Here is a 23,478-nt window from a genome sequence, read left to right as displayed (position 1 = left end):
ATTTTTCCCTCAATTTATAGAAATTTTAATACACTGTATAGTTGATATAAACCAAATATAACTGTTGGGATTAATGCAGTTATAAATGCCTTCTTTAACTCTAAGTTTCTTGCATATTTTATAGCATAAGTCCATATATATAAGTTCCATATCGTTACAGCAAATCCTATTAATGTATTGGTGTATATTAAAGTTTTTGGAAATATCTGTTTCATAACCATTTTAACAATAATAGGGTTTTGTAGTTGTTCCATTGATAATGTAGGAATATGAACATTTGATAGGAAATAGTATCCAATTGGTATAGTTATACATAAAGCAATTAAATTAGGTAAAAATCCATAGCCAGTGAATTCAAAAGTTCTTTTAAAAGAGCCATTCCCACCAAATGCCATTGATATAATATGCATAACTATTGCTATTAATAGCCACGCCACAAACCCTCCAATAAATGCTGAAATCGCTGATATAATTGTCATAAATGATAACATGCTCTGCATATCTGGAGGAAAGATTTTAAACATAACTGATGATGTATAGTAGGAGTATATTGATAAAAGTATAGAGAAAACTAAGACAATAATAAAGGGCTCTTTAAGAGAGATTTCTTTATTAGACAAATTTTTAAAGAAGTTGTTTGGATTTAAGATGAGTTCCTTTATATCCATTATATCCCCCGTTATTTTTTTAGTGGTTAATTAGTATTTAGTTATATTTAAATTTTATGTTAATAAATAATTTGCTACTTTTGGTGTAATATAAACCTCTACGAAAGCGGCTATAACAATTAATATTATTGAAATTAATGCTAATTTTAAGAATTCTTTTATATCTTCTTCTGTAAGTGGTTTTTGTTTTTTGTCTAATAAATAGAGAGTTATTTCATAAGGAATCTTAAACCCAGCAAGTGCAGATATAAGCATTGCCGGAATTTCAAATATGCCGTGTGGAAGAATTAAGGCTAAAATTAATTTTAAAGGTTCATTAGTTTGGAAAGTCGAACCAATTAAAACACCTACATTAAAACCGTTGAATATTAAGTTTATAAAAGTGGATAAACCAAAAGTTATAGAACCTGCTAACATTAAAAATATAACTTTTAAGTTGTTTGTTAATATAAAAGGAAAATTAAATTTTATATTTAACTTTTGATTTATTTCTTCTTCTTTGTAGTTTTTTGAAAAGTCATTTATGAATATAAAACCAGATATGAATCCTATTGAGAAGATTAAAATTGTTAATATTATTGGAAAGTTTTTCATGGTTTCACAGTTACTATCTTCGTTTTATAATAAATATCATACTAATTATATAAAGTGAAAATGCAGTGATTAAAAACATAGGGGTTATTAGGATTTTGGGATTTACTGAGTATTTTATCAAAATAATGCCAAGAGCTATACTATATATTAAAATCACAAAATTTATCCATAATATACAATTAAGATATGTTTTTTTGTCTGCATGGGGAGTAATGTGTATAGTAAATCTCCATTTTTTTATGATTTTTGCATTTTTATTTTCTTTTAGAGGTCTATATGCGTTTATAAAGTTTCTAAAAGCTCCTAAAACCATAAAAAATATTGCGAATATTAATATATAATCTATTGAACTTACCATAATGACACCTTAAAAAATATAAAAATTAGGTTAAAGTGTTTAAGCTAAGACAGCAACAGCTGCTCCAGCAAGTGCTGGTCCTGAAATTCCAATTGCTGCAATAGTTCCAATAGTATATATATAAGTAGCTTCTCCTAAAGCCGCAGCACCTACTGCATAAACGTTTCCAATTTTAGTTGAATATTCGCCAAACTTCTTAACGAAAGTATTACCTGTAGCATCTCCATAAATGTATGCCGCAGCTCCAATATCACCCAAAGCGACAGGCTCAGCGACTAAGACACCTATCATGCTTACTAAAACTACAGCTCCGAAAACTTTTAATACACTACCCTTTAATATATTCATATTGCCACCTCTTTATGGTGGTTCAATATAGCCCGTTAATAATGGCTCCGCCCATAGAGGGCATCATCGCCAACTATTTTTTAATTTTTTTATAGGTAACTTTAACATATTTTTTAATATCCATATTATTTTTCGTAATTACAATTGTAAAAACTCATATATATATTACTATTTCAAACTAAATAGTAAAGTATATAATTAGCCAATTAAGATTTTTGATAACTGTAAAATAACTAAAACTTTAAAAAAGTAAAATTCATTTTAGAATTAAATTTGCTACTTTTGGAGTGATATAAACCTCCACAAAAGCGGCTATAATTATCAATATTATTGAAATTAATGCTAATTTTAAAAATTCTTTTATATCTTCTTCTGTTATTGGTTTTTCTTTTTTGTCTAAGAGATAAAGAGTTATTTCATAGGGGATTTTGAAACCTGCTACTGCTGATATTAATAGTGCTGGGATTTCAAATATTCCGTGCGGAAGAATTAAGGCTAAAATTAATTTTAAAGGTTCATTAGTTTGAAATGTGGAACCAATTAAAACACCTACATTAAAACCGTTGTATATTAAGTTTATAAAAGTGGATAAACCGAAAGTTATAGAGCCAGCTAACATTAAAAAGATAACTTTTAAGTTGTTTGTTAATATAAAAGGAAAATTAAATTTTATATTTAACTTTTGATTTATTTCTTCTCCTTTGTAGTTTTTTGAAAAGTCATTTATGAGTATAAAGCCAGATATGAATCCTATTGAGAAGATTAAAATTGTTAATATTATAGGTAGGTTTTTCATGGTTTCACAGGCTGATTTGAATCAAATATTTAAATTAAGAAACTAATTTAATTAGAATTTTTATATATAATTCTATTATATCTATTAAAGACAAAACCAATAACACAATTGCTGCATATTTAACAGTTTTATTTGTTAATTTTTCAGACTGGTACTTAACATACAATATTATCCCAAGTCCAAATAATACAACAGATATAAAAATATTAGACAATATGTTTAAACTAATATTCCCTATAACATAATAATAAGCAAATATATCTAGTAATGTATAAATTATACAAATAACCAATATAGCCATAGATTTTTTAATGTTAATAGATATTTTAGGTTTTAATGCTACAATAGCTAATAAAACAACAATAAATACTACCCATAAATTTAATATTGTACGCCAATTATGAAAAAAATAAAAAATAAAAGATTTCACCATTATCACTCCACTTATACTTATCATAAATTTAGCAAACCATTGTGACTCCCACAGCTACTAATCCTATACCAGTAAGACTACATGCAGCTAAAACAGCTGCTTCAGTTGTTCCTTCAACTTCTTCAATTGCAGCTACAGTTGCAAGAATTTTTATTCCTTTTTCACCATAGTCTTTTCCATCATCAATATATCCATAATCGTTATGATATTTTAAATAATATGCAACTCCAATATCTCCCAAAGCAACAGGCTCAGCAACTAAGGCACCTATCATACTAATCAAAACTACAGCTCCAAAAATCTTATATACATCCTTTCCCAAAAATTTCATAATGCCACCTCTTTATGGTGGTTCAATATAGCCCGTTAATATTGGCTCTGCCTCTATATGAGGCATCATCGCCAACTATTTTTTAATTTTTTTATAGGTAACTTTAACATATTATTTAATATCCATATCATTTTTCGTAATTACAATTGTAAAAACTCATATATATTACTATTTCAAACTAAATAGTAATGTATAAATATACAAATAATTAGCCAATTAAGATTTTTAATAATTGTAAAATAACTAAAACTTTACAAAAAACCTAATATAAATCATGGAAATTTTTTGTAAATCTGTTTTCTGTGTAATACTCTATAAAAAATAATCTTCCCATTTTCATATTTAAAACCAATTCTATAATCCCCTATTCTAATTCTGTAGTAATTCTCTGACCCTTTTAACTTTTTTACATCTGGAATTTCAGATAAACTATTTTTATTTGGAATTTCTTCAAAAACTAATTTTTTAATTTTTCTCTGGATGTTTTTAGGTAGATTTTTTAAATCTTTAATAAAAGATTTTTTAAATATACTTTCATAATTTCACTATTCTAATAACTTTTTAGCCGTTTCTAAATCAATTTCTTCCTCATCTTCTACCTCTTCCATTGCCTTTAAAAGTCCATAATCTAATAATAATTCTTCAATTTTTTTAAATATCTTATAATCTACTATAACCCCTTTAATATTTCCTTTCTCATCTGTAATATATGATTGAACAATGCCCATTTTAATCACCAAATAATTATTTATTATAATTATTTATTATTGTTAATTATTATTTTATGTTAATAAATAATTTGCTATTTTTGGAGTGAATATAAACCTCTACGAAAGCAGCCATAGATTTTTAGCTTTATAAAAAAGCCAAATAGAAAATTAGAATTGTTAATATTAATAGGTAGGTTTTTCATGGTTTCACTTAGTTAGATTTCATTATTTTTAGTTATTATTATCTTCAGTTAGATATTTATGATTTAGCTAATTTATGTTAAACACTAATCTAATTAAGGATTACATCAAATTATTTATACTAAATTATATGTAAATACCGTAGTAGCATATATAATTCAAAAGCTGTAAATAATACAAATATTAAATACTGCTCAGCATTTAACATTATTGTTTCAGATATTTTCCAATTGTATTTCTTAAGAAGGATATATTCTGAATATGTAAATGTCAAAATCATAATTATCAAAAATGAACATATCATTGCATTGTAAAATAAATGCCTATCTACAAATAAATATATACCCATACTGATTAATAAACTCATCACTATTGATAACAAAAATGTAATAACCTTTTTCTTAAATGGAATTTTTAATGGAAAGATTAGCAACAAATAAGTAATTATTAATGCAAATAAGTAAATAGCAAAATGTTCTGTTAAATTTATCATTATTGTCCCCACCATTTTTTAATTAAAAAATTATTAGAAATTAATGATAAAAAAATTATAATATATTTATAATATATTATGCCAATGAAAGTGTACCAATAGCAATTAATGCTACTCCTCCAGTAGCTACTCCAGCTGCTAATAATCCTGCTTCGGCACCCATTTCTGAAACTTCCAATAAAAACAATCCGCCTCTTAATATATTTCCAGTACCTCTCATAATCGCATTTATATCATCTACTGAAGCTCCACCTTCTTTTGAATGCTTATAATAATAATATGCACCCAAATTCCCAAAAACAACAGGCTCAGCTACTAAGGCACCTATCATACTAACTAAAACTACAGCTCCGAAAACTTTTAATACACTACCCTTTAATATATTCATATTGCCACCTCTTTATGGTGGTTCAATATAGCCCGTTAATAATGGCTCCGCCTCTATATGAGGCATCATCGCCAACTATTTTTTAATTTTTTATTACATTATCACTAACATCCACATTTTTCATAACATATATAACGATTTAATCAAAATAAGAAGATTTATATACTAAATAATTTGCCCCATTAGAAATTTTAATATATAAGAATTTTTATTATTTAAGATAAAACTCTCTTTATAGCATTCCAGATTAAATAACTTTGAGGTTTTAAAGTACCTTCTATAGGATTTAAGAAAAGGATGTTTTTCTTAATCAAATAGATATACACAGGAGGAGAAATTTCTTTTTTCGAGATTACATAATTCTCTTTAAATAACTTTAAAGCATTTACTATATCTTCTTTTTTAATTTCTATAGTTTCATCTCCAATCTCTACCTTTGGCTTTGAATAATCCAACATATCTAAAAACATATCTAATTTTGACATTTCTTCTTTAAGCATATACTCTAAAACATCATTCAAATCCTTAAATTTACTTTCTTCAACAACATACTTTATATCTTTTGCTTTTCCTCCAACATAACTATAGATTAATTCTTTTTCTTCATCAGAGAGGTATTTATTTAATATTTCCTTAGCTAAGAAATCCATAAACCTTAAGGCAGTTTCCTTATCAAAATCATCCACTAAGATATATTTAGCTCTACCGTCAAGCATTGCCTCATTATACACTTTCTCAATAAACAAACTATCAGAAGATATACATAAGACATGGCAGAGATGTAATTCTTTAGTTAAATTAATAAAGTAATTAAATAGTTCATAAATAAGAAAGCCATTAATTTTCATATCTCCTATTTTTTGTAATTCGTCAATAATTAAAATTGGTTGTTTTCCTTGATTTTTTAACTCCAGCAATATATTAGTAATATATTTGAAAACATTTTTAGGAGTTTTTTTATCCAATAATTCATTTAATGTATTTTTGGGTATTGGAATTCCACTAACTACTGGAATGTCTTTAATTATACTTTTAATAACTTCTAATGGTTTCTTATCTTCACTATATTCTTCAAACAAAACCTCTATGAAGTCCTCATAATTAGAGATAAAAATCCCTCTAAGATTTATATAAAATACTACATACTTATTTCTATCTAATCTATTGTTTATTATTTCATTAATTAGAACTGTTTTACCTGAATTTATAGGTCCAAATATAAAATAAATGTCATCTGGCTCTCTTTCTATAATATGGAGGATTTCATTTATCTCCTTTTCTCTATTGAAGAGTTTCATTATATCACACCTAATTACTTATAACAATAAAAAATATTATTAATATAAAATTTGATTATATCTTCTCCTTTATAGTTTTTTGAAAAATCGTTTATGAGTATAAAGCCAGATATTAAATCTATTGAGAAGATGAGGATTGTTAATATTATAGGCAAGTTTTTCATGGTTTCACATTAGTAAATTTAATAATAATAACGCATATTACTAAAATTTCAACAAATATGAGTAATAAAATCATAATTATTAAAATTGCTTTTGATATTTTATATATTAATCCATTTGATTTATTTTGAGTATATTCCATATAGCATAATAGTTTAATAAGAACTATCACAGCAATTGGCAATGATATTATTCCTAAAATTACTAAAAAAAATTCATTATTGTAATGTGATGCTATTACTGTTGCTACACCAATTAGAAATATTTCCAAAAATATAATCTTATTATTAAATATTTTGTTATCCATTATTGTAATTTTATAACTATATAATAACAAAAACCTTATTTAATTCAATTTCTTTTTTATCCATACTAACATTGAATATCAAATGCTAAAATATTTTAATATCAATTTTTGTAATTATCTAAAATAACACACAAGATATGGTGAGAAGTATGAACATTTTGAGAAGAGGAAGATTAGGAAGCTCTATTAAAGAAGATGTAGCAAAATACACAACAAGTTTAGATTTTGACAAAGAAATTTTTGAGACAGACATTTTATGTGATATAGCCCATGTAATAATGCTTTATGAGGAGGAAATTATAGATAAAGATACTGCAAAAAAGATTATTGAAGGTTTGAAAGAAATTTACAAAAATGGAATAGAAAGTTTAAACTTAGACCCTTCCTTAGATGATATACATATGGTTATTGAAAATGAATTAATTAAAAAACTTGGTGAAGATGTTGCTGGAAGAATGCACACTGGAAGGAGTAGAAATGATGAAGTAGCAACAGATTTAAGATTAGCATTGAGAGATAAGGTTTTAGAAATTATTAAATTATTGATTAATATGCTAAAAGATTTATTAAACTTGGCAGATGAGCATAAGCACACTTTAACTGTTGGATATACTCATTTACAACACGCTCAGCCAACAACATTTGCTCATCATCTATTAAGTTATGTTTCAGCAATTGAAAGAGATATATTGAGATTATTTGATGCATATAAAAGAATTAATATTTCTCCATTAGGTTGTGGAGCGTTGGCAACAACTGGATTTAAAATTAATAGAGAGAGAACAAAGGAACTTTTAGGATTTGACAAATTAATAGAGAACTCAATGGATGGTGTCTCTGCAAGAGATTTTATATTGGAAGTTATGGCTGATTTAGCAATATTGGGAACTAACTTATCAAAAATTTGCGAAGAGTTAGTTCTATTTTCAACTTATGAGTTTGGAACTGTTGAAATTGCTAACGAGTATTGTTCAACCTCTTCTATAATGCCTCAGAAAAAAAATCCTGATGTTGCTGAAATTGCAAGGGCTAAACTTTGCAAATTAAATGGAAATTTAGTTACTGCATTAACAATATTAAAGGCATTACCAAATACTTACAATAGAGATTTGCAGGAAATTACTCCTAATTTATGGGAGAGCGTATATATTACAATAGACACAATAAAAATGATTCATGGAATGTTAAAAACTTTAAAAGTTAATAAAGATAGAATGAGAGAGTTGGCATATGCAAATTATTCTACTGCTACAGAATTGGCTGACACATTAGTTAGAGGGGCAAATATACCATTTAGAACCGCCCATGGAATCGTTGGAGAAGTTGTTAGAAAGTCAATTGAAGAAAAGAGATGTATATTGGATGTTATAAAAGAGGTTTTACAAAAATACAATTTGAAAGTAGATGAAGAAAAGATAAAAAAGGCATTAGATCCTTATGAAAATGTCAAAATGAGAAATGTTATTGGAGGCCCTTCCCCCGAGGAAGTTGAAAAAAGAATAAAGGCATTTAAAGAGAGATTAGAAAAATATGAAAAAGAAGTAAATGAAAAAATTAATAAGATAAATAAAATTAAAGAAAATCTTCTGTCCTATGAAATTTAACCTATAAGATTTAAATTTTTAGCACAAAACAATATAACAAAAATTAGCCAGAATATTATTAATATGTATCCTCCTTTTTTTCTTAATTTATAGTTAGATATTGGATAAAAAACTCTAACACCCGCTGGTGTTAAGGAATCTCCTACTATATGGGAATAATAACCAACAGCAACTGGTAATATGTAATGTAAAACACCATTAATATTTGGATTTAGATTTATAATATCTAAAATAGCCCATACAAAAACAGCATATATTATTATTTTTCCCAATAAAACTTCATTAGTAACCATTAACAAAGATATTAATCCAGCAAAAACCTTTGAAATAAATGAAAGTTTGTAAGATAAAAAACCAATAATTATAGATACAAAGAACAATGACCAAATAGTATGAGTATAAGTTCTATGCTCTGAAAAATATGGAATTAAAAAGATTAAAAAAACTGAAACTCCTAAAACAAATAAATCAATATTAAATAAACTCTTTTTAAAAAAATAAAGTAAAATATTAATTAATACAATTCCTCCAGAAATAATAATTCCTCTCTTTACAATATCCTCTTTAACATCGTGGTCTAAGTCAGGATACAATGCTCCAGCTAAAACTAAAAATATCTGTTCTGGGGAAGAAATAAAAGGTAACCCAAATATAAGTCCTAAAATTACATGTCCCTTCCAGTTCATTTTTATCCCAATTTATTCTTTCCATTTATTGTAGTGTTTTAAAAATATTTTATCCTTAGTTATGTTATATAGATACAACATCTGTAATCTCTGGAGATGTTCATAATGTTCATTACATCTATGTTTTAACGCATCGTAATAACTCCAATCTCCTGCATCGTATTCTGATAGAAAAGATTTTATTGATTTTAATCCCTCTTTATATAAGAGATATGCCTCTTTATCATTTGTTTCATTTGCAAACTCTCCAATCCAAATAACAGAGGTTATAAATCCATTTAAAACATAAGGTGGATTTTTTGATGCATACTCTGGATACCAATAGTAAGTTTTATTATCTTTTACTCTTATTTTTAATAAACCTCCCTTTTCAACAGGCACTATAAAGGCATTTAACGCCTCTTTTGCTAAGATTAAATACCTTTTATCACCTGTACATTTATATGCTAAATACAAAGTTTTCATGCATCCTGCCTGACATAGTGAGCCAGCCCAACCTTTTGATAAATTATACTCTGGAAAATCAAAATTATACCTCCAAATAATAAAGATAATATTTTTTCCATTTAAATTTACAGTTTCTTTTTCTGATTGAGAAATTAAATATTCAGTTAGAAATAAACCTCTCCTTAAATATTTTTCAGCCTCTTCTGGATCTTTATCCTTTAATTTAAAGTATTTATAAAAGCATTTTCTTGCCTCTTCATTTACATTGTGAGGAGTTATTTGATAGCCAATGTATTTTCCTTTTATTGTTCCGTAATAGGTTATAGGAATATTGACATTTTCAACAGAAAATGGCTTTGGATTTTTGAAATACTGAATAATAGGATTTTCAGAATACATGGGCTGTGAGACTCCAACGATATATCCAGAAATAAAAGATAATATAGTAATTATAAATATTAGAAAACATATCTTGATATTTTTAAGCATAATTTCACACATTAGTATTTATATTAGTAATTTTAGTAATATTATGTGTATGTTTTGATATTTATATAATTGTGAAAGAAAAAAGAGGATGGTAGATTATGGTTATTGGCGTATTAGCCATTCAGGGAGATGTAGAAGAACATGAAGAGGCAATTTTAAAGGCAGGATATGAGCCAAAGAAAGTTAAAAGAGTTGGAGATTTAAAAGAGATAGATGCATTAATAATACCTGGTGGAGAGAGTACAACTATAGGAAAATTAATGAAAAAGTATGGGTTATTAGAAAAAATAAAAAACTTCAATCTGCCAATTTTAGGAACATGCGCTGGAATGGTTTTATTATCAAAAGGCACTGGGCTTAATCAAATACTATTAGAATTAATGGATATTACTGTAAAAAGAAACGCCTATGGAAGGCAAAAAGATAGTTTTGAAAAAGAAATTGAATTTAAAGATTTGGGGAAAGTTTATGGAGTATTTATAAGAGCCCCAGTAGTTGATAAAATTTTAAGTAACGATGTAGAAATTATTGCAAGAGATGAAGATAAAATAGTTGGAGTTAGACAAGGAAGATATATGGCTTTATCCTTCCATCCAGAGCTCTCAGATGATGGTTATAAAGTTTATAAATACTTCGTTGAAAAGTGTGTAAAATAAATTTTGTTCCATAGGGGGCAGAGCCCCTATGGGTTTAAAACTTAGACCCCTGGGGATGGAAATTTTTATGTTTTATCAATTTGTATATTTATATATTTTATTTTTCTTTATTATTAATCCACAAAATGTATATAAAATAAAGTCTGTAATAGGATAATTTAGAGTTTTTTTAGTAAAATAATACTATTTTAAGTATAAACTAATAGAATAACAAAAAATAAGGGTATTCTTATATTTAAAGAAAATTTTAAATATTTGTTCTAAAATTTTTTGTGTGATTATTATACGAAACTTTCAATTATATATGCAATAAAACTTTTAAAAATATTCTTAATTTTTATTTCAAAATCTAAAAGATTTTTTGGTGTAATTATGGTAACTGTAATGAAGTTTGGAGGAACATCAGTTGGTTCTGGAGAAAGGATTAGGCATGTAGCTAATATAGTGGTTAATAGAAAAAAGGAGGATAAAGATGTTGTAGTAGTTGTATCTGCAATGAGTGAGGTTACAAATGCTTTAATTGAGATTTCTCAACAGGCATTAAATATTAGAGATATTGATAAAATAAGTGATTTTATAAACTTCATAAAAGAAAAACATTACAAGGCAATTGAAGAATCTATAAAATCTGAAAAAATTAAAAAAGATGTAAAAAAAATAATTGATAGTAGAATAGATGAATTAGAGAAGGTTTTAATAGGAGTAGCATACTTGGGGGAATTAACCCCAAAATCAAGAGATTACATTTTATCATTTGGAGAGAGATTGTCATCTCCAATATTATGTGGAGCAATTAGAGATTTGGGAGAAAAATCTATAGCCTTAGAGGGTGGAGAGGCAGGGATTATAACAGATGATAATTTTGGAAATGCAAGAGTTAAAAAACTCAAAGTTAAAGAATCCCTCACTCCTTTATTAAAAGAGGGGATTATTCCAGTAGTTACAGGATTTATTGGGGTTACTGAAGAAGGAAATATAACAACCTTAGGTAGGGGAGGAAGTGATTACTCAGCCGCTCTAATTGGCTATGGATTAGATGCTGACATTATAGAAATATGGACAGATGTTAGTGGAGTTTATACAACAGACCCAAGATTAGTTCCTACCGCAAAAAGGATTCCAAAACTTAGTTACATTGAAGCAATGGAATTAGCATACTTTGGAGCAAAAGTATTACATCCAAGAACTATTGAGCCAGCAATGGAAAAGGGCATTCCTATATTGGTAAAAAATACATTTGAACCAGATAATGAAGGAACTCTAATAACTAATGATATAGAGATGAGTGACAACATTGTTAAAGCCATATCTACAATAAAAAATGTAGCTCTTATAAACATATTTGGGGCTGGAATGGTTGGAGTTAGTGGCACATCAGCAAGAATCTTTAAAGCGTTAGGGATGTATAATGTCAATGTCATCCTAATAAGTCAAGGTTCATCTGAAACTAACATTTCAATTGTAATTAGTGAGGAAGATGTTGATAAAGCATTAAAAGCATTAAAAGAAGAATTTGGCGACTTTGGAAAGAAGAGCTTTTTAAACAACAATTTAATTAGGGATGTTATGGTAGATAAAGATGTCTGTATTGTTTCAGTAGTAGGGGCTGGGATGAAAGGGGCTAAAGGCATAGCAGGGAAGATATTTACAGCAGTTTCTGAAAGTGGAGCAAATATAAAGATGATAGCCCAAGGTTCCTCTGAGGTAAATATCTCCTTTGTTATTGATGAAAAGGATTTGATAAATTGTGTTAGAAAATTACACGAAAAGTTTATTGAAAAATCTAATCAGTAAATACTTTATAAATTTTAATTTTGGTGCTAATATGGAAAATAACAAAGATAATAATGAAAAGGCAATTTATTATTATAAAAAAGGCGTTGAGGTTGGAAATAAAGGAGATGTAAAAAAGGCATTAGAATATTTTAATAAAGCAATAGAATTAAATCCATTTTATAGAGATGCATATTATAACAAAGCATTAGCATTAAGAATTTTAGGAAGATATGAAGAGGCAAGAGAATGCTTAATAATAGGTTTATCAATAGAAAGATACATTAATTGTAACATTAAAAAGAAATAATTATTCAATAATCTCAATAGCTTTGAATGGACAGGCTTTCATACAGTTTTTACATCCAACACATTCCTCTTCTTTAAAAACTACATTATAATCTTCATCCAAATAAATCACATTTAATGGACATTGTGTTATACAGCATCCGCAATGAACACATTTTTCTAAATCTCTTTTTATAACTTTAGAAATTTCTTCAATCTCTCCAAATTTTGATAAATATTTTAATGCATTTTCAATTTGTTCCTTACTACCAAATAACTCTAATATTAAAAATGCCTCTTGAGGCTCTACTTTTGCTTTTAAAATATTTATTTTCACTCCGGTATTTAAAATAGTGTCAGAGATAACTGGTTTATTTATATGCTCGGAATCTGTCCAATAGAATATTTTTTTCTTCATTTTTTCCCCCCAAATAGTCTTGAAATATCTTCTGATGTAATAATTCCTACAACTATTCTATTTTCATCAACAACTGGAACTCCTGAAATGTTATGCTCACTCATTTTTTTAGCTACATGATCAACAGGCTCATTTTCATAGGCGGTAATTACATTTCTTGTCATAATTTCCTCAATTGTTTTTTTGTTTTGTGCTAATGCCTTGGCAATATCCCAAGATGTTATAATTCCTATTAATTTACCGTACTCATCAACTATTGGTAAGTGGTTTATATTGTGTTCAATTAGGATTTTAGCAGCTTCCATTATTGTTATGTTACTTGGCGCAACTATTGGTGGCTTACTTAGTATATCTCTAACTAAAGTAATTGGAGATTTCATTGGCTTACATTCGGCTCTTCCTAAGGTATCAACTCTTTCAGTTAATAAAAATCTTCCATCTAAAATCCATTTTTTTAATGTTTCAGCAACTTCCCTTGCCATTTTATAACTTGATACTGGCCCAGTCTTTACAGTTTTTTCAACTTCTTTTCCATCTATATTAACCCTTAAAGTTATTTTTCCACTTCTCAACTCTTTATAATTAGTTTTTGCTACTAATGGTCTATCTCTCCTTGGAACTCCATAATCATAAATTGGCACTTCAATATCTTCATCTTTAATTGCACATCTTTCAGCAATTTTTTCATTTAAAACAGGTATTGGAACACCAATTCCAATATATAATGTGCTTCCATATCTTGGCATTGTAGCGGCTCTTACAAATTTTGGATCCATTGTTTTTAAATCTCCTTTTACCATCAATGTCCCAAATGGAGGATTATGTTGAGTCCCTTCTCCTATTATATATCCAACTCCTCCTCCTAAGAATATTCTTGTCCCAATACCTATTGTATTATAAGACTTAGTTTGAGGATCATAGTCATTTTGTAGAGGATTTAGTTGTCCAGCCCCTGAGTAATGAACATTACTGTATTCTGGAAGTAGTATTCCCATATAAGTATAAATTTTCTCCTCTCTACTGTTTGTTGCCGCCGCGTATGTTTGATAACAATTCCTTGGATTTACCATAATAGCCTGATTAACATCTTTTAGACTAATCTTAACATTTACATCTTTTCTTGGATAGCAGTCTGTTGTATATCCTTCTGCATATAGTTCAATTTCCTTTCCTCTAACGAGATCCTCTATGACATGTGCTCCTCCATAATTGATATCAATATCAGGATCTTCATTTGGTTGAGAAGCTCCAATATATGCATCAACAGCCGCTAAACCACCATACGCTTCAACATTGTTTAAATATATTTTTAGCATCTTTATAGGAGGATCCGAATGTCCAAAGTTTATAAATACACCAGATGAACACATTGCTCCAAAAGTTCCTGTAGTTACAACATCAACATAATCAGCCGCTCTTTTGCTACCTTCCTCTTCTACGATTTTTATCATCTCTTCCGCCGTTACTACAACTGCCTCTCCTTTTTTAATTTTTTCGTTAATTTCCTGAATTGTTTTCATAATTCTAACCTCTAAAAGATTTTTAGATTATTTGAAAGTATTTAATATATAGCATATAAAAATTTTCATAAAATATTTTCAAATAAAAAAATAAAACAATAAAATACATCCATAAGGTAAGAATAGATGGAAAATAGGAATAATTAAATGTCTCTATACATTAACTGTCTTAAAACTTGTCCTAATGGTCCTCCAATTTTGAGCATTTTACCCTTTCTTAATTTATCAACTGCGTTTTTTGTAATTTCATAATATCTTAAAACTTCCCTAACATCTTTTTCAGAAGTTCCAGAACCTCTTGCTATTCTTCTAATTCTTGAAGATTTAATTATCTTTGGATTTTCTCTCTCCTCTTTTGTCATTGAGCTTATAATTACCTTATACTTTTTTATTTTAGATTCTGTTAAATTTGATAGTTCCTTAGGCATTGCTCCTCCAAATCCTGGGATCATACTTAAAATTTTTTTCATTGATCCCATATTTTCAAGAGCCTCTAATTGATATAAAAGTTCATTTAATGTAAATTTTCCTTTCATTATTGCATCTATACTTTCCTCAGTTTTTTCATCAATTATATTTTCCGCCTTTTCTAATAAACTATCTAAATCTCCCATTCCTAACAGTCTTGATATAAACTTTTTAGGATCAAAAGGCTCTAAATCATCTATCCCTTCTCCAATTCCAATGAACTTTATAGGAGCTTTTGTTTCTGCAACTGCACTTAAAGCCCCTCCCCCTTTGGCAGAACCATCTAATTTAGTAACTATAATACTACCAATTTCTCCAACTGCATCTCTAAATGCCTTTGCCTGAATTCCAGCCTGTTGTCCAATAGTTCCATCTATAACTAAGATAATCTCATCTGGATTGGCTATTTCTTTAATTTGCTTCATCTCTTCTAATAAACCCTTTTCCTCTTTATGTCTTCCAGCAGTATCTATAATTAAAACATCTGCCTTTTTAAATTTATTCATTCCTTCTTTAACAATATCTATTGGTGATTTATTCTTACTTTCATCCCCATATATAGGAACATTGATTTTTTCAGCCAGTTGTTTTAATTGCTCATACGCCGCTGGTCTATATGTATCTGCCGCTATTAATGCAGGCTTTAATCCTCTTTTTTGAATATATCTTGCCAACTTTGCGGCAGTAGTTGTCTTACCACTACCCTGAATACCAACCAATAAAATAACATTTTGCTTTTTTGGATCTAACTCTAATTTTTTTGCCTCCTCTCCCAACAACTTAACTAATTCTTCATAAACAATTTTTATAATATGCTCCTTCTTAGATAAACCTTTTGGAGTTTTTTCCTCTAAGGCTCTTCTTTCAATCTCCTTACTCATCTTTAAAACTAATTTTACATTAACATCAGCCTGAATTAAAGCCCTTTGAATGTCCTTAATAACCTCTTTTATTAATTTTTTATCAACAAATGTAGCCATTTTTAATTTATTTAATGCCTTATTTAAACTCTCTCCTAATTTATCGAGCATAAACATCACCACTATTTTCTTAATTTTTAAAATTATTCACCCCATCTTTTAAATAAATTATTTTCTATTCCTAAAATGTCTAAAACTCTTCCAACAACAAAATTAACTATGTCATCAATGTTTTTTGGTTTGTGATAAAACGCTGGAATAGGAGGCATTATTACAGCCCCTAAGTTTGACAATTTTAGCATGTTTTCTAAATGTATGCTATTTAATGGCATTTCTCTGGGCATAATAATTAATTTTCTTCTCTCTTTTAAAGCAATGTCACAAACTCTAACTATTAAATTTGATGAATATCCATTAGCAATTGCTGATAGTGTTTTCATTGAGCAAGGAATAACTATGACTGCATCAAACTTATTAGAGCCAGAGGCAATTGGTGAAAAAAAATCATCATTTTCATAATAATTTGTGGCAAATTTTATTAACTCTTTCCAATCAATATTTAACTCCTTTCTAATTATTTTTTTTGCTGAGTTTGATATAATTAAATCTACTTCTACTTTATCCTTTAAAACTTCTAACAATCTCTTTGCATAGATAACGCCACTTGCTCCGGTTATGCAAACTATAATTTTCATTGTTACACCATAAAATTTTAATCGTTATTTTATTTATTACATTCACTACTTTTTCTATATAAAAATTAATTTAAACAAAAAGATTTTGAAGAAGCCAATAAATTTATTTATTTAATTTTTGATATTATTGAGAATGAGAAATTCCCTATGGATATTAGAGTTAATAGAAAGAATATGTTGTAAATAAAGTTTTTAATATATATATTAGATTTTTTAATTTTACTTTCTTGCTTTTATAAAGGGGTTGTTTGGATTTGGTACTAGAAAATTAGTAAAAAGTATTACTAATTTTTTCTGATTAAAATTTAGATTTTTTAGAGATTTTGATTGTTTGTTTTTATTTTATGTGTTTTAAGTTTGATTTTATTTTTAAAGATATAAAATAACTTTTAATTATTGAGATTTTTGTTTGTGGTTGTGTATTGTATTTATAAAATTATTGCACAACCTTTCTTACTCTTATAAATACTTTGATAATCAGGCAGTCAGAAAAATCGAGTGTTAAAAGAAAGATTTATATAGGAGTTTGAATATAGAATAAGCAATAGTTGGTAGGATTTGAATACTTAGTCCATTAAAACAAGGAATAACAAATAAAAAATAGAATACTCTGGGGGTATACCAATAGGAGGGTGAAACCCTCCTATGGGTTTATTAAAACAAGGATGGAAACATTTCTTCCTTGATAAGTTAGATAAGCAAACAGAGACATTAATTGAAATAAAAGAAATTCTCAAAAGGATTGAAAACCATTTTAATATGCAAAAATAAAAAAATTGCATTTAAAGATCTAAATCAATCTTATAAATCTTTTCTATATTCTCTTTATGAATTTTATAAACCTTATCTTCATCTAAGACATCTTTTTCAATTAATTTTCTTGTAACTCTTGGAACTGTTTTTATCCCCAAAACTACTCCTGGTCTCTTTAAATCATCTATGTAGTCAGTTTCCATTACAAATCTTAGAGATTTTTTAACAACATTCTCATTAACTCTTGAAGCTAAAATTGATGGAAATATACCATACTTTTCTCCTTCTACTACCATATCTCCACAGTGATGTTTCACAACCCTTTCAGGATTTAAATTAACTTTTTTAGCCATTTCAGAAAATTCTTTAAATTGCTCTTCTGTAGAACTCTCAGCGTGAATTTGAATAGCACAGTCTAAATCTTTTGCCAAAGACATACAATATTTTAAAATCTCATTTGAAGTTTTCCAAACATCATCATTAACTTTATAATGTGGTCTCCCTACTTCTCCAATACCAACAATAAAATCATTCTCTTCCACAAGTTTTTTTGCATAATTTAAAGCGTTAATAATTTTTTCTTTTGCTTCCTCTAAACTCATAAATTTCATTAGATAAGTTAATTCAGCAGGATGTACTCCTACTAATCCAAAGGCTTTAACTGGAGTCTCTTTATTTATTTTCTCTACATCTCTAACTAAAATATCCATTGATCTTGTTAAATGTCCATCAAATGTTGGCTTATTTAAAACTATCATTACCTTTCCTCCAGCATTATAGAATATTTTAGCCACTTTTATGGCCCCATAACCATTTACATCATCAACGTGAATATGGTTATCTGTAACAGGTAGATTTTTCAATATATCCAAATTAACCACCTTTTAATTAGATACTTTTAAAATTCTATTTACATCTCTTTCTTTTGCTCTAAATGTTATAATATGCTTATTATCATCTATAATATCCTCAATAATTTCAGTGTTTTCATATAAGTAAGATACTAATTTAGGATTATCCGTCTCTATTGTTCCAATTGAAAGATTTAACTTATCCATAATCATATCAATTAATTTATTTATATTTATGTGATACTTTGCAGACACAAATATAGGATTTACAATGTATCTGTCTAACTTTTCTAAAATTAACTTCTTTTTTTCTTCAGTTATTTTATCTACTTTATTAAATACGGTTATTATAGGAGACTTACAGTTAATTTTACTTAAAATTTCATGGCATACCTTTAACTTTCTTCTAATTTCATCAATCTCATCAGAGGCATCTACAACAATTAATATTACATCACTATTTGCACTTTCCTCTATTGTAGATAAAAACGCCTCAATCATAAATGGTGGTAGATCATCTATAAAACCAACAGTATCAGTAACCAATATCTTTCTCTTAATATGCTTTATAGCCCTTGTAGTTGTAGTTAATGTTGTAAAAACTTGATTCTTTGCTTCTTTTCTTTCTCCAGTTAAAGCATTCAATAAACTTGTTTTCCCTGCATTTGTGTATCCAATTAATCCAACAGTATCAAATTTTTCCCTACTTTTTCTTGTTATTTTTCTATGCTCCTTAACCTTTTCTAATTTTCTTTTTATATTAACTATCTCTCTTTTTATTTTTTGATAGTATTTTTCAACTTCGTAATCTCCATAACCACCAAACCCTGGTTGTTCTCCCATCTTAGCCAATCTTACCTTTTCCCTCGCCCTTGGTAGTTCATACTGCAACTCTGCCAATCTAACCTGTAGTTGTGCCTCTTTAGTTCTCGCATGCTTATAGAATATTCTCAAAACAAGTTCTATTTTGTCAATAACCTCTACTTTAAATTTTTTTGCCAAGTTGTATTTTTGTGATGGAGTTAATTTATTTCCAAATATAACAATGTCAATATTTTTTTCTCTAATTTTTTTAGATAACTTTTCTACTAATCCACAACCAATTTGATATTTTGGGTCTGGTTTTCTTATTTGAATTACTGTTTCCACAGGTTCGTAAAGAACACTTGCCAATTCTACCAATTCCTCCATACTTTTATTATCATTTTTATGATCTTTTCTTAAAATTAAGATTGCCTTAATCTTCTCTCCCTCCATTTTTTATTTTTTAATAAAATATTACAAAAATCCAATATATAAATTTTGTTCTTTTTATAATAATTTTTGCTGTTCATATTTAACTCCCAACTCATTTAAAATCTTTTTAGTTATTTTTTCTCCAATAATTTGAGCAACTTTTGAAGGATTATTTATTATATCATCAATAGATTTAATTCCAGCGTTGTATAATTTTCTTGCTCTAACTCTTCCAATATATTTTATGTTTAATAACTCAATAATATCCTCTTTAGCTCCATATTCTAATCTTATCTCTAACTTTTCAGGAATATCAGTATTTTTATTTAGTATCTTAGCTATTTCCTTTAAAGCGTGCATAATCCAAACAGCATTTTCTACCTTGTATCTTAAAATTCCTGGCTCAATCTTATACTTCTTCAAAATTTTCTCTTCTGGAGTTTCATTTATCCAATCATAAAGCATTTTAGCAGTTTTAAACGCCTCTAAATCTTCTATATCAAAGTTTTTTATGCCAAAATATTCCATTTCACTGATTAAATCAAACTCTTCAGATCTATAAACTCTTAAATTTGGCATCATCTCTAAGGTTTTTGAAACTAAATATAAATAATATAAATCTTCCTCTTTTTCCATCTCTTTTAATCCATCTATAATATATTTGGCAGATAATGGATCTATGTAAAGTTCAGAAATTTTTTTTCCTAATTCTGTTGGAACAAAATCAACAATAAACTCATTTTCTTCTAAGAAATTAATCACTTCGTAAATATTTTTAGCAACCTCTCTTAAATTTCCATATTGATAAGCATAAAATGTATTTTTTATAAACGATTCTAAATCATACTCATCCTTAATATATCCAGTAGATATTAATCCTAAAAGTTGAGTTCTTAAAACATGTTGATTTGACAGTTTTGAATATATTGGCTCTGGCTTTTGGGTTAATATCTGATACGCCCTCAAATAATCTCTATCACCTTTTGCTATAATTATTCCCTCACCATAAGGGTCTAATCCTGGTCTTCCAGCTCTGCCTATGCACTGTTGAACTTCCATAATTGGAATGTATCTTAAACCTCTATTTGTATATCTCGTTAAATCTTTGACTATTACCCTTCTACAAGGCAAATTTATTCCAGCAGAATTATGCACTATAAAACCATTTGCCACAATATAATGGCTATTACTTCCATCATCAGGAAGTTCTATGTCATAGGCATATTTGTCATTTACTTTTATTTTTTTAATTTCCTTAATTTTACTCCAATATATATCTCCATCATAACATTCTTTTTTCCAACTATGCCTCATCTCTTTGTGGATTGGTTTGCCACAAACTGGACATTTTTCAAGATTTGCTAAGAAGTTATACATTTCTTCTAAATTCTTCTTATCTTTTATATTTTCATTAAGAAGATTCATTAAAATCCTACCTTTATCATTTAGAGAATAATATACTCCCTTCCTATTTCCACCTACTTTCTCTCTTATAATAAAATCAAAATGTGAGTTTTTTCTTTTTGAATAATAATCTTTATAGTTGGTAACCAATTTTTTACCATTCAATAGTTCAAAAAGTAATTTTACTCGTTTTTTATTTAGTTCTTCCTGATGTTTGGTTCTTGGCTTAAACATAGTCAAATCTACCTTAAATCCACAATCACACCATATCTTGGCAATTTCTTTACTTTTTATAATTTCTTCCAATTTTCTTCTTTTTTCCTTATGCCTTAGTGGAATATTTTCATAAAATCTTTTTATACTTATAAAGTCTCTAATTGTCAATACATAAATGTCTTTACATTTAGTTTTCTTTTTTCTAATACTACTGTGAATCCCAAATCTTAACAATACAAACTGCAACTTCTTGATAAGCTTTTCAGATATTGAGTAAAACTCAATATTTTTTCTATTTAAGTCTATATATCCATCACTATCAAACAATCCTGCAATAAAGTATGATAACTTTTCCAACGGAAGATTACAAAATGCATCAATATTTTTGTTATCTTTTGTGAGTAAATTTAATTTATTAAAAATTTTTCTTAGCTTTTTTGAATATCTATAATGAGCAACACCTTTTGATATCCTACATTTCAAAAAATATTTTTTGTGAAGTTCAGAGTCATCAAAATTTGGTGGATATTTTGGATTAAATGCAAGGTCAGGACAGCCTTTAAACACATTTTTCTCTATAACTCCTGTGTAGCCATCACCTATAAAGTATCCAATGAAGTAAAGGTCTCCATTAGATAAACCAATATCTTTCTCCTTAATTCTTATCTTATCAACAGTTGCCACATAATCTCCAACTTTTAACTCCCTTGCTTCTTTTTCACAAATCTCTTTTCCATTCTTTACTAAAAATATATGGTTAGGAGTTGTAGTAATTTCTAATCCATTTACTGTTTTTATAACAATATTATACTCATGCTGTGGAGTTTTATGAACTTTCCATCCACTAACTGGTTTTATTTCCTTTCCACACAATGCAAATACCTTTTCATTTTTATTCAATTCTGTAATCTTTTTAAATCCACTTTCTTGTAATATTTCAGTATTTGCATTTAAACAGAGTGTAGGAGTACAGCAAATAACCTTAATTAACCTCTCTCTAAAAGCAGTTTCAACAATTTTCCTATGTTGATAGGTTAAACCAGCGTGATGAAATGCTACTCCATTTAAAATGCATTCAGCCAAGGTTTTACACATTTCAGTTGGTGGTTCTAATATTGATAAAATCTCTTCAGCAATATCCTTTAATTTCATCTTTTCTTCATCTGTTAAAAATTTCTTTAAATTTAATTTTTTTGCTTCATTAACCGCCCCTTTTTTCGTATTACAAAATATTAAACAACAACCTCCATCTTTTATACAATCAACTACTAAACTGTATATATCATTATTTTCAACTTTTATCCTCTTACAACTTCCATTTAAATACTCTATAACTCCTTCTTTATAAATTCCCTTTTTTAACTCAACTGGTCTCCAATCATCAACTATAAGTTCAGCATTCAACCATTCTGCCAATTCCTCAGGATTACCAATTGTGGCAGACAAGCCAATAATTTGAATATCCAATTCCTTTAATTTAGTTAATAAAATCTCTAAAGTTCCTCCTCTTGATTCATCATTGATTAAATGAATTTCATCAACAACTACAACTGAAACATCATTAATCCAAGGAATTTTATGCCTCCAAAGAGAGTCAAGTTTTTCTGCAGTGGTTATAATCAAATCGTAATTACTTAAATCTTCCTCCTCACTGTAATCTCCAATTGATAACGCTACTCTTAAACCATACTTTTCATATTTATTTTTGAATTCTTCATATTTTTCTGATGCTAATGCCTTTAATGGAACTATAAATATTCCTTTTTTACCAGTTGGTTTTTTGTTCTCATCTAAAAGATGATTTATTAATGCCATTTCTCCAATTAGCGTTTTTCCAGAGGCAGTTGGGATAGAAATTAAAAAATTTTTATTATTTAAAAGTCCTCTATCTAATGCCTTTTTTTGAGGAGGTCTAAGTTCTTTTATACCAAAATCCTTCAAAACATTTAAAACTTTTTCCATTAAAA

24 protein-coding genes are annotated in these 23,478 nt (G+C 27.7%); 4 read left to right on the top strand and 20 right to left on the bottom strand.

The features are described 5' to 3' along the window. Nucleotides 1-14: 14 nt before the first annotated feature. From KMP69_RS04505 to KMP69_RS04455, 11 genes are all read right to left on the bottom strand, one after another. The gene (locus KMP69_RS04505) at nt 15-668 is read right to left on the bottom strand and encodes a YIP1 family protein (protein ID WP_214399283.1); all 654 of its coding nucleotides are present in this window, start codon (nt 666-668) and stop codon (nt 15-17) included. A 54-nt stretch (nt 669-722) separates the two neighbouring features. Next, a complete protein-coding gene (locus KMP69_RS04500; RefSeq protein WP_214399282.1) occupies nt 723-1,262 on the bottom strand; it encodes a stage II sporulation protein M in 540 nt (179 codons plus the stop codon). 397 nt (nt 1,263-1,659) lie between these two features. Continuing rightward, complete coding sequence (locus tag KMP69_RS04495) at nt 1,660-1,911, bottom strand: hypothetical protein (RefSeq protein ID WP_214399281.1); 252 nt, start codon at nt 1,909-1,911, stop codon at nt 1,660-1,662. A 313-nt stretch (nt 1,912-2,224) separates the two neighbouring features. Continuing rightward, nucleotides 2,225-2,764, bottom strand: a complete 540-nt coding sequence (locus KMP69_RS04490) for a stage II sporulation protein M (RefSeq protein ID WP_214399280.1) — start codon at nt 2,762-2,764, stop codon at nt 2,225-2,227. A 461-nt stretch (nt 2,765-3,225) separates the two neighbouring features. Continuing rightward, complete coding sequence (locus KMP69_RS04485) at nt 3,226-3,528, bottom strand: hypothetical protein (protein WP_214399279.1); 303 nt, start codon at nt 3,526-3,528, stop codon at nt 3,226-3,228. 272 nt (nt 3,529-3,800) lie between these two features. After that, complete coding sequence (locus KMP69_RS04480) at nt 3,801-4,058, bottom strand: type II toxin-antitoxin system RelE family toxin (protein ID WP_214400749.1); 258 nt, start codon at nt 4,056-4,058, stop codon at nt 3,801-3,803. A gap of 15 nt (nt 4,059-4,073) precedes the next feature. Next, a complete protein-coding gene (locus tag KMP69_RS04475; RefSeq protein WP_214399278.1) occupies nt 4,074-4,256 on the bottom strand; it encodes an antitoxin in 183 nt (60 codons plus the stop codon). Nucleotides 4,257-4,560: 304 nt separating this feature from the next. Beyond that, entirely contained in the window at nt 4,561-4,932 is a 372-nt protein-coding gene (locus KMP69_RS04470; protein WP_214399277.1) for a hypothetical protein, read from the bottom strand. A gap of 76 nt (nt 4,933-5,008) precedes the next feature. Next, on the bottom strand, nt 5,009-5,320 hold the full coding sequence (locus KMP69_RS04465; protein ID WP_214399276.1) for a hypothetical protein: 312 nt from the start codon (nt 5,318-5,320) through the stop codon (nt 5,009-5,011). Between the two features lie 215 nt (nt 5,321-5,535). Next, nucleotides 5,536-6,618, bottom strand: coding sequence for an ATP-binding protein (locus KMP69_RS04460; RefSeq protein WP_214399275.1), 1,083 nt, complete (start codon nt 6,616-6,618; stop codon nt 5,536-5,538). Nucleotides 6,619-6,778: 160 nt separating this feature from the next. Beyond that, nucleotides 6,779-7,087, bottom strand: coding sequence for a hypothetical protein (locus KMP69_RS04455; protein WP_214399274.1), 309 nt, complete (start codon nt 7,085-7,087; stop codon nt 6,779-6,781). Between the two features lie 149 nt (nt 7,088-7,236). Between KMP69_RS04455 and argH the strand changes: the two genes are divergently transcribed. Then, nucleotides 7,237-8,691 carry an argininosuccinate lyase gene (gene argH / locus KMP69_RS04450; RefSeq protein ID WP_214399273.1) on the top strand — a complete coding sequence of 485 codons (1,455 nt, stop codon included), beginning with the start codon at nt 7,237-7,239 and terminating at the stop codon, nt 8,689-8,691. On the opposite strand, the gene KMP69_RS04445 is transcribed toward argH, so the two are convergent. After that, entirely contained in the window at nt 8,688-9,377 is a 690-nt protein-coding gene (locus tag KMP69_RS04445; protein ID WP_214399272.1) for a metal-dependent hydrolase, read from the bottom strand. The two genes, argH and KMP69_RS04445, sit on opposite strands and share 4 nt — an antisense overlap. A gap of 12 nt (nt 9,378-9,389) precedes the next feature. Beyond that, nucleotides 9,390-10,313 carry a D-glucuronyl C5-epimerase family protein gene (locus KMP69_RS04440; protein WP_214399271.1) on the bottom strand — a complete coding sequence of 308 codons (924 nt, stop codon included), beginning with the start codon at nt 10,311-10,313 and terminating at the stop codon, nt 9,390-9,392. A gap of 98 nt (nt 10,314-10,411) precedes the next feature. On the opposite strand from KMP69_RS04440, the gene pdxT reads away from it, so the two are divergent. The 3 genes from pdxT (at nt 10,412) to KMP69_RS04425 (ending at nt 13,052) form a co-directional block, all read left to right on the top strand. Continuing rightward, nucleotides 10,412-10,969, top strand: coding sequence for a pyridoxal 5'-phosphate synthase glutaminase subunit PdxT (gene pdxT / locus KMP69_RS04435; RefSeq protein WP_214399270.1), 558 nt, complete (start codon nt 10,412-10,414; stop codon nt 10,967-10,969). A 372-nt stretch (nt 10,970-11,341) separates the two neighbouring features. After that, the gene (locus KMP69_RS04430) at nt 11,342-12,763 is read left to right on the top strand and encodes an aspartate kinase (RefSeq protein WP_214399269.1); all 1,422 of its coding nucleotides are present in this window, start codon (nt 11,342-11,344) and stop codon (nt 12,761-12,763) included. 31 nt (nt 12,764-12,794) lie between these two features. Continuing rightward, nucleotides 12,795-13,052 (top strand): tetratricopeptide repeat protein, encoded by a 258-nt coding sequence (locus tag KMP69_RS04425; protein WP_214399268.1) that lies wholly within the window; start codon nt 12,795-12,797, stop codon nt 13,050-13,052. Here the strand turns inward: KMP69_RS04425 and KMP69_RS04420 are convergent, their stop codons facing one another. The 7 genes from KMP69_RS04420 to KMP69_RS04390 form a co-directional block, all read right to left on the bottom strand. After that, nucleotides 13,053-13,448 carry a 4Fe-4S binding protein gene (locus KMP69_RS04420; protein WP_214399267.1) on the bottom strand — a complete coding sequence of 132 codons (396 nt, stop codon included), beginning with the start codon at nt 13,446-13,448 and terminating at the stop codon, nt 13,053-13,055. Continuing rightward, nucleotides 13,445-14,968 (bottom strand): homocysteine biosynthesis protein, encoded by a 1,524-nt coding sequence (locus tag KMP69_RS04415; protein ID WP_214399266.1) that lies wholly within the window; start codon nt 14,966-14,968, stop codon nt 13,445-13,447. Before KMP69_RS04415 ends, KMP69_RS04420 begins: the two co-directional genes overlap by 4 nt. Before the next feature lie 143 nt (nt 14,969-15,111). After that, complete coding sequence (locus tag KMP69_RS04410; RefSeq protein WP_214399265.1) at nt 15,112-16,467, bottom strand: signal recognition particle protein Srp54; 1,356 nt, start codon at nt 16,465-16,467, stop codon at nt 15,112-15,114. A gap of 32 nt (nt 16,468-16,499) precedes the next feature. After that, on the bottom strand, nt 16,500-17,051 hold the full coding sequence (locus KMP69_RS04405) for a UbiX family flavin prenyltransferase (protein WP_214399264.1): 552 nt from the start codon (nt 17,049-17,051) through the stop codon (nt 16,500-16,502). A 782-nt stretch (nt 17,052-17,833) separates the two neighbouring features. Then, nucleotides 17,834-18,676, bottom strand: a complete 843-nt coding sequence (locus KMP69_RS04400) for a TatD family hydrolase (protein ID WP_214399263.1) — start codon at nt 18,674-18,676, stop codon at nt 17,834-17,836. 12 nt (nt 18,677-18,688) lie between these two features. Next, entirely contained in the window at nt 18,689-19,912 is a 1,224-nt protein-coding gene (gene hflX, locus KMP69_RS04395; protein ID WP_214399262.1) for a GTPase HflX, read from the bottom strand. A gap of 54 nt (nt 19,913-19,966) precedes the next feature. Continuing rightward, entirely contained in the window at nt 19,967-23,473 is a 3,507-nt protein-coding gene (locus KMP69_RS04390) for a DEAD/DEAH box helicase (RefSeq protein WP_214399261.1), read from the bottom strand. Nucleotides 23,474-23,478 lie beyond the last annotated feature (5 nt).

This window comes from Methanocaldococcus lauensis, from assembly GCF_902827225.1.
GTDB classification, from domain to species: domain Archaea; phylum AGJL01; class Methanococci; order Methanococcales; family Methanocaldococcaceae; genus Methanocaldococcus; species Methanocaldococcus lauensis.
Note: the sequence above shows the minus strand (reverse complement) of the source record. Positions and strands in the feature narration are given on the sequence as shown.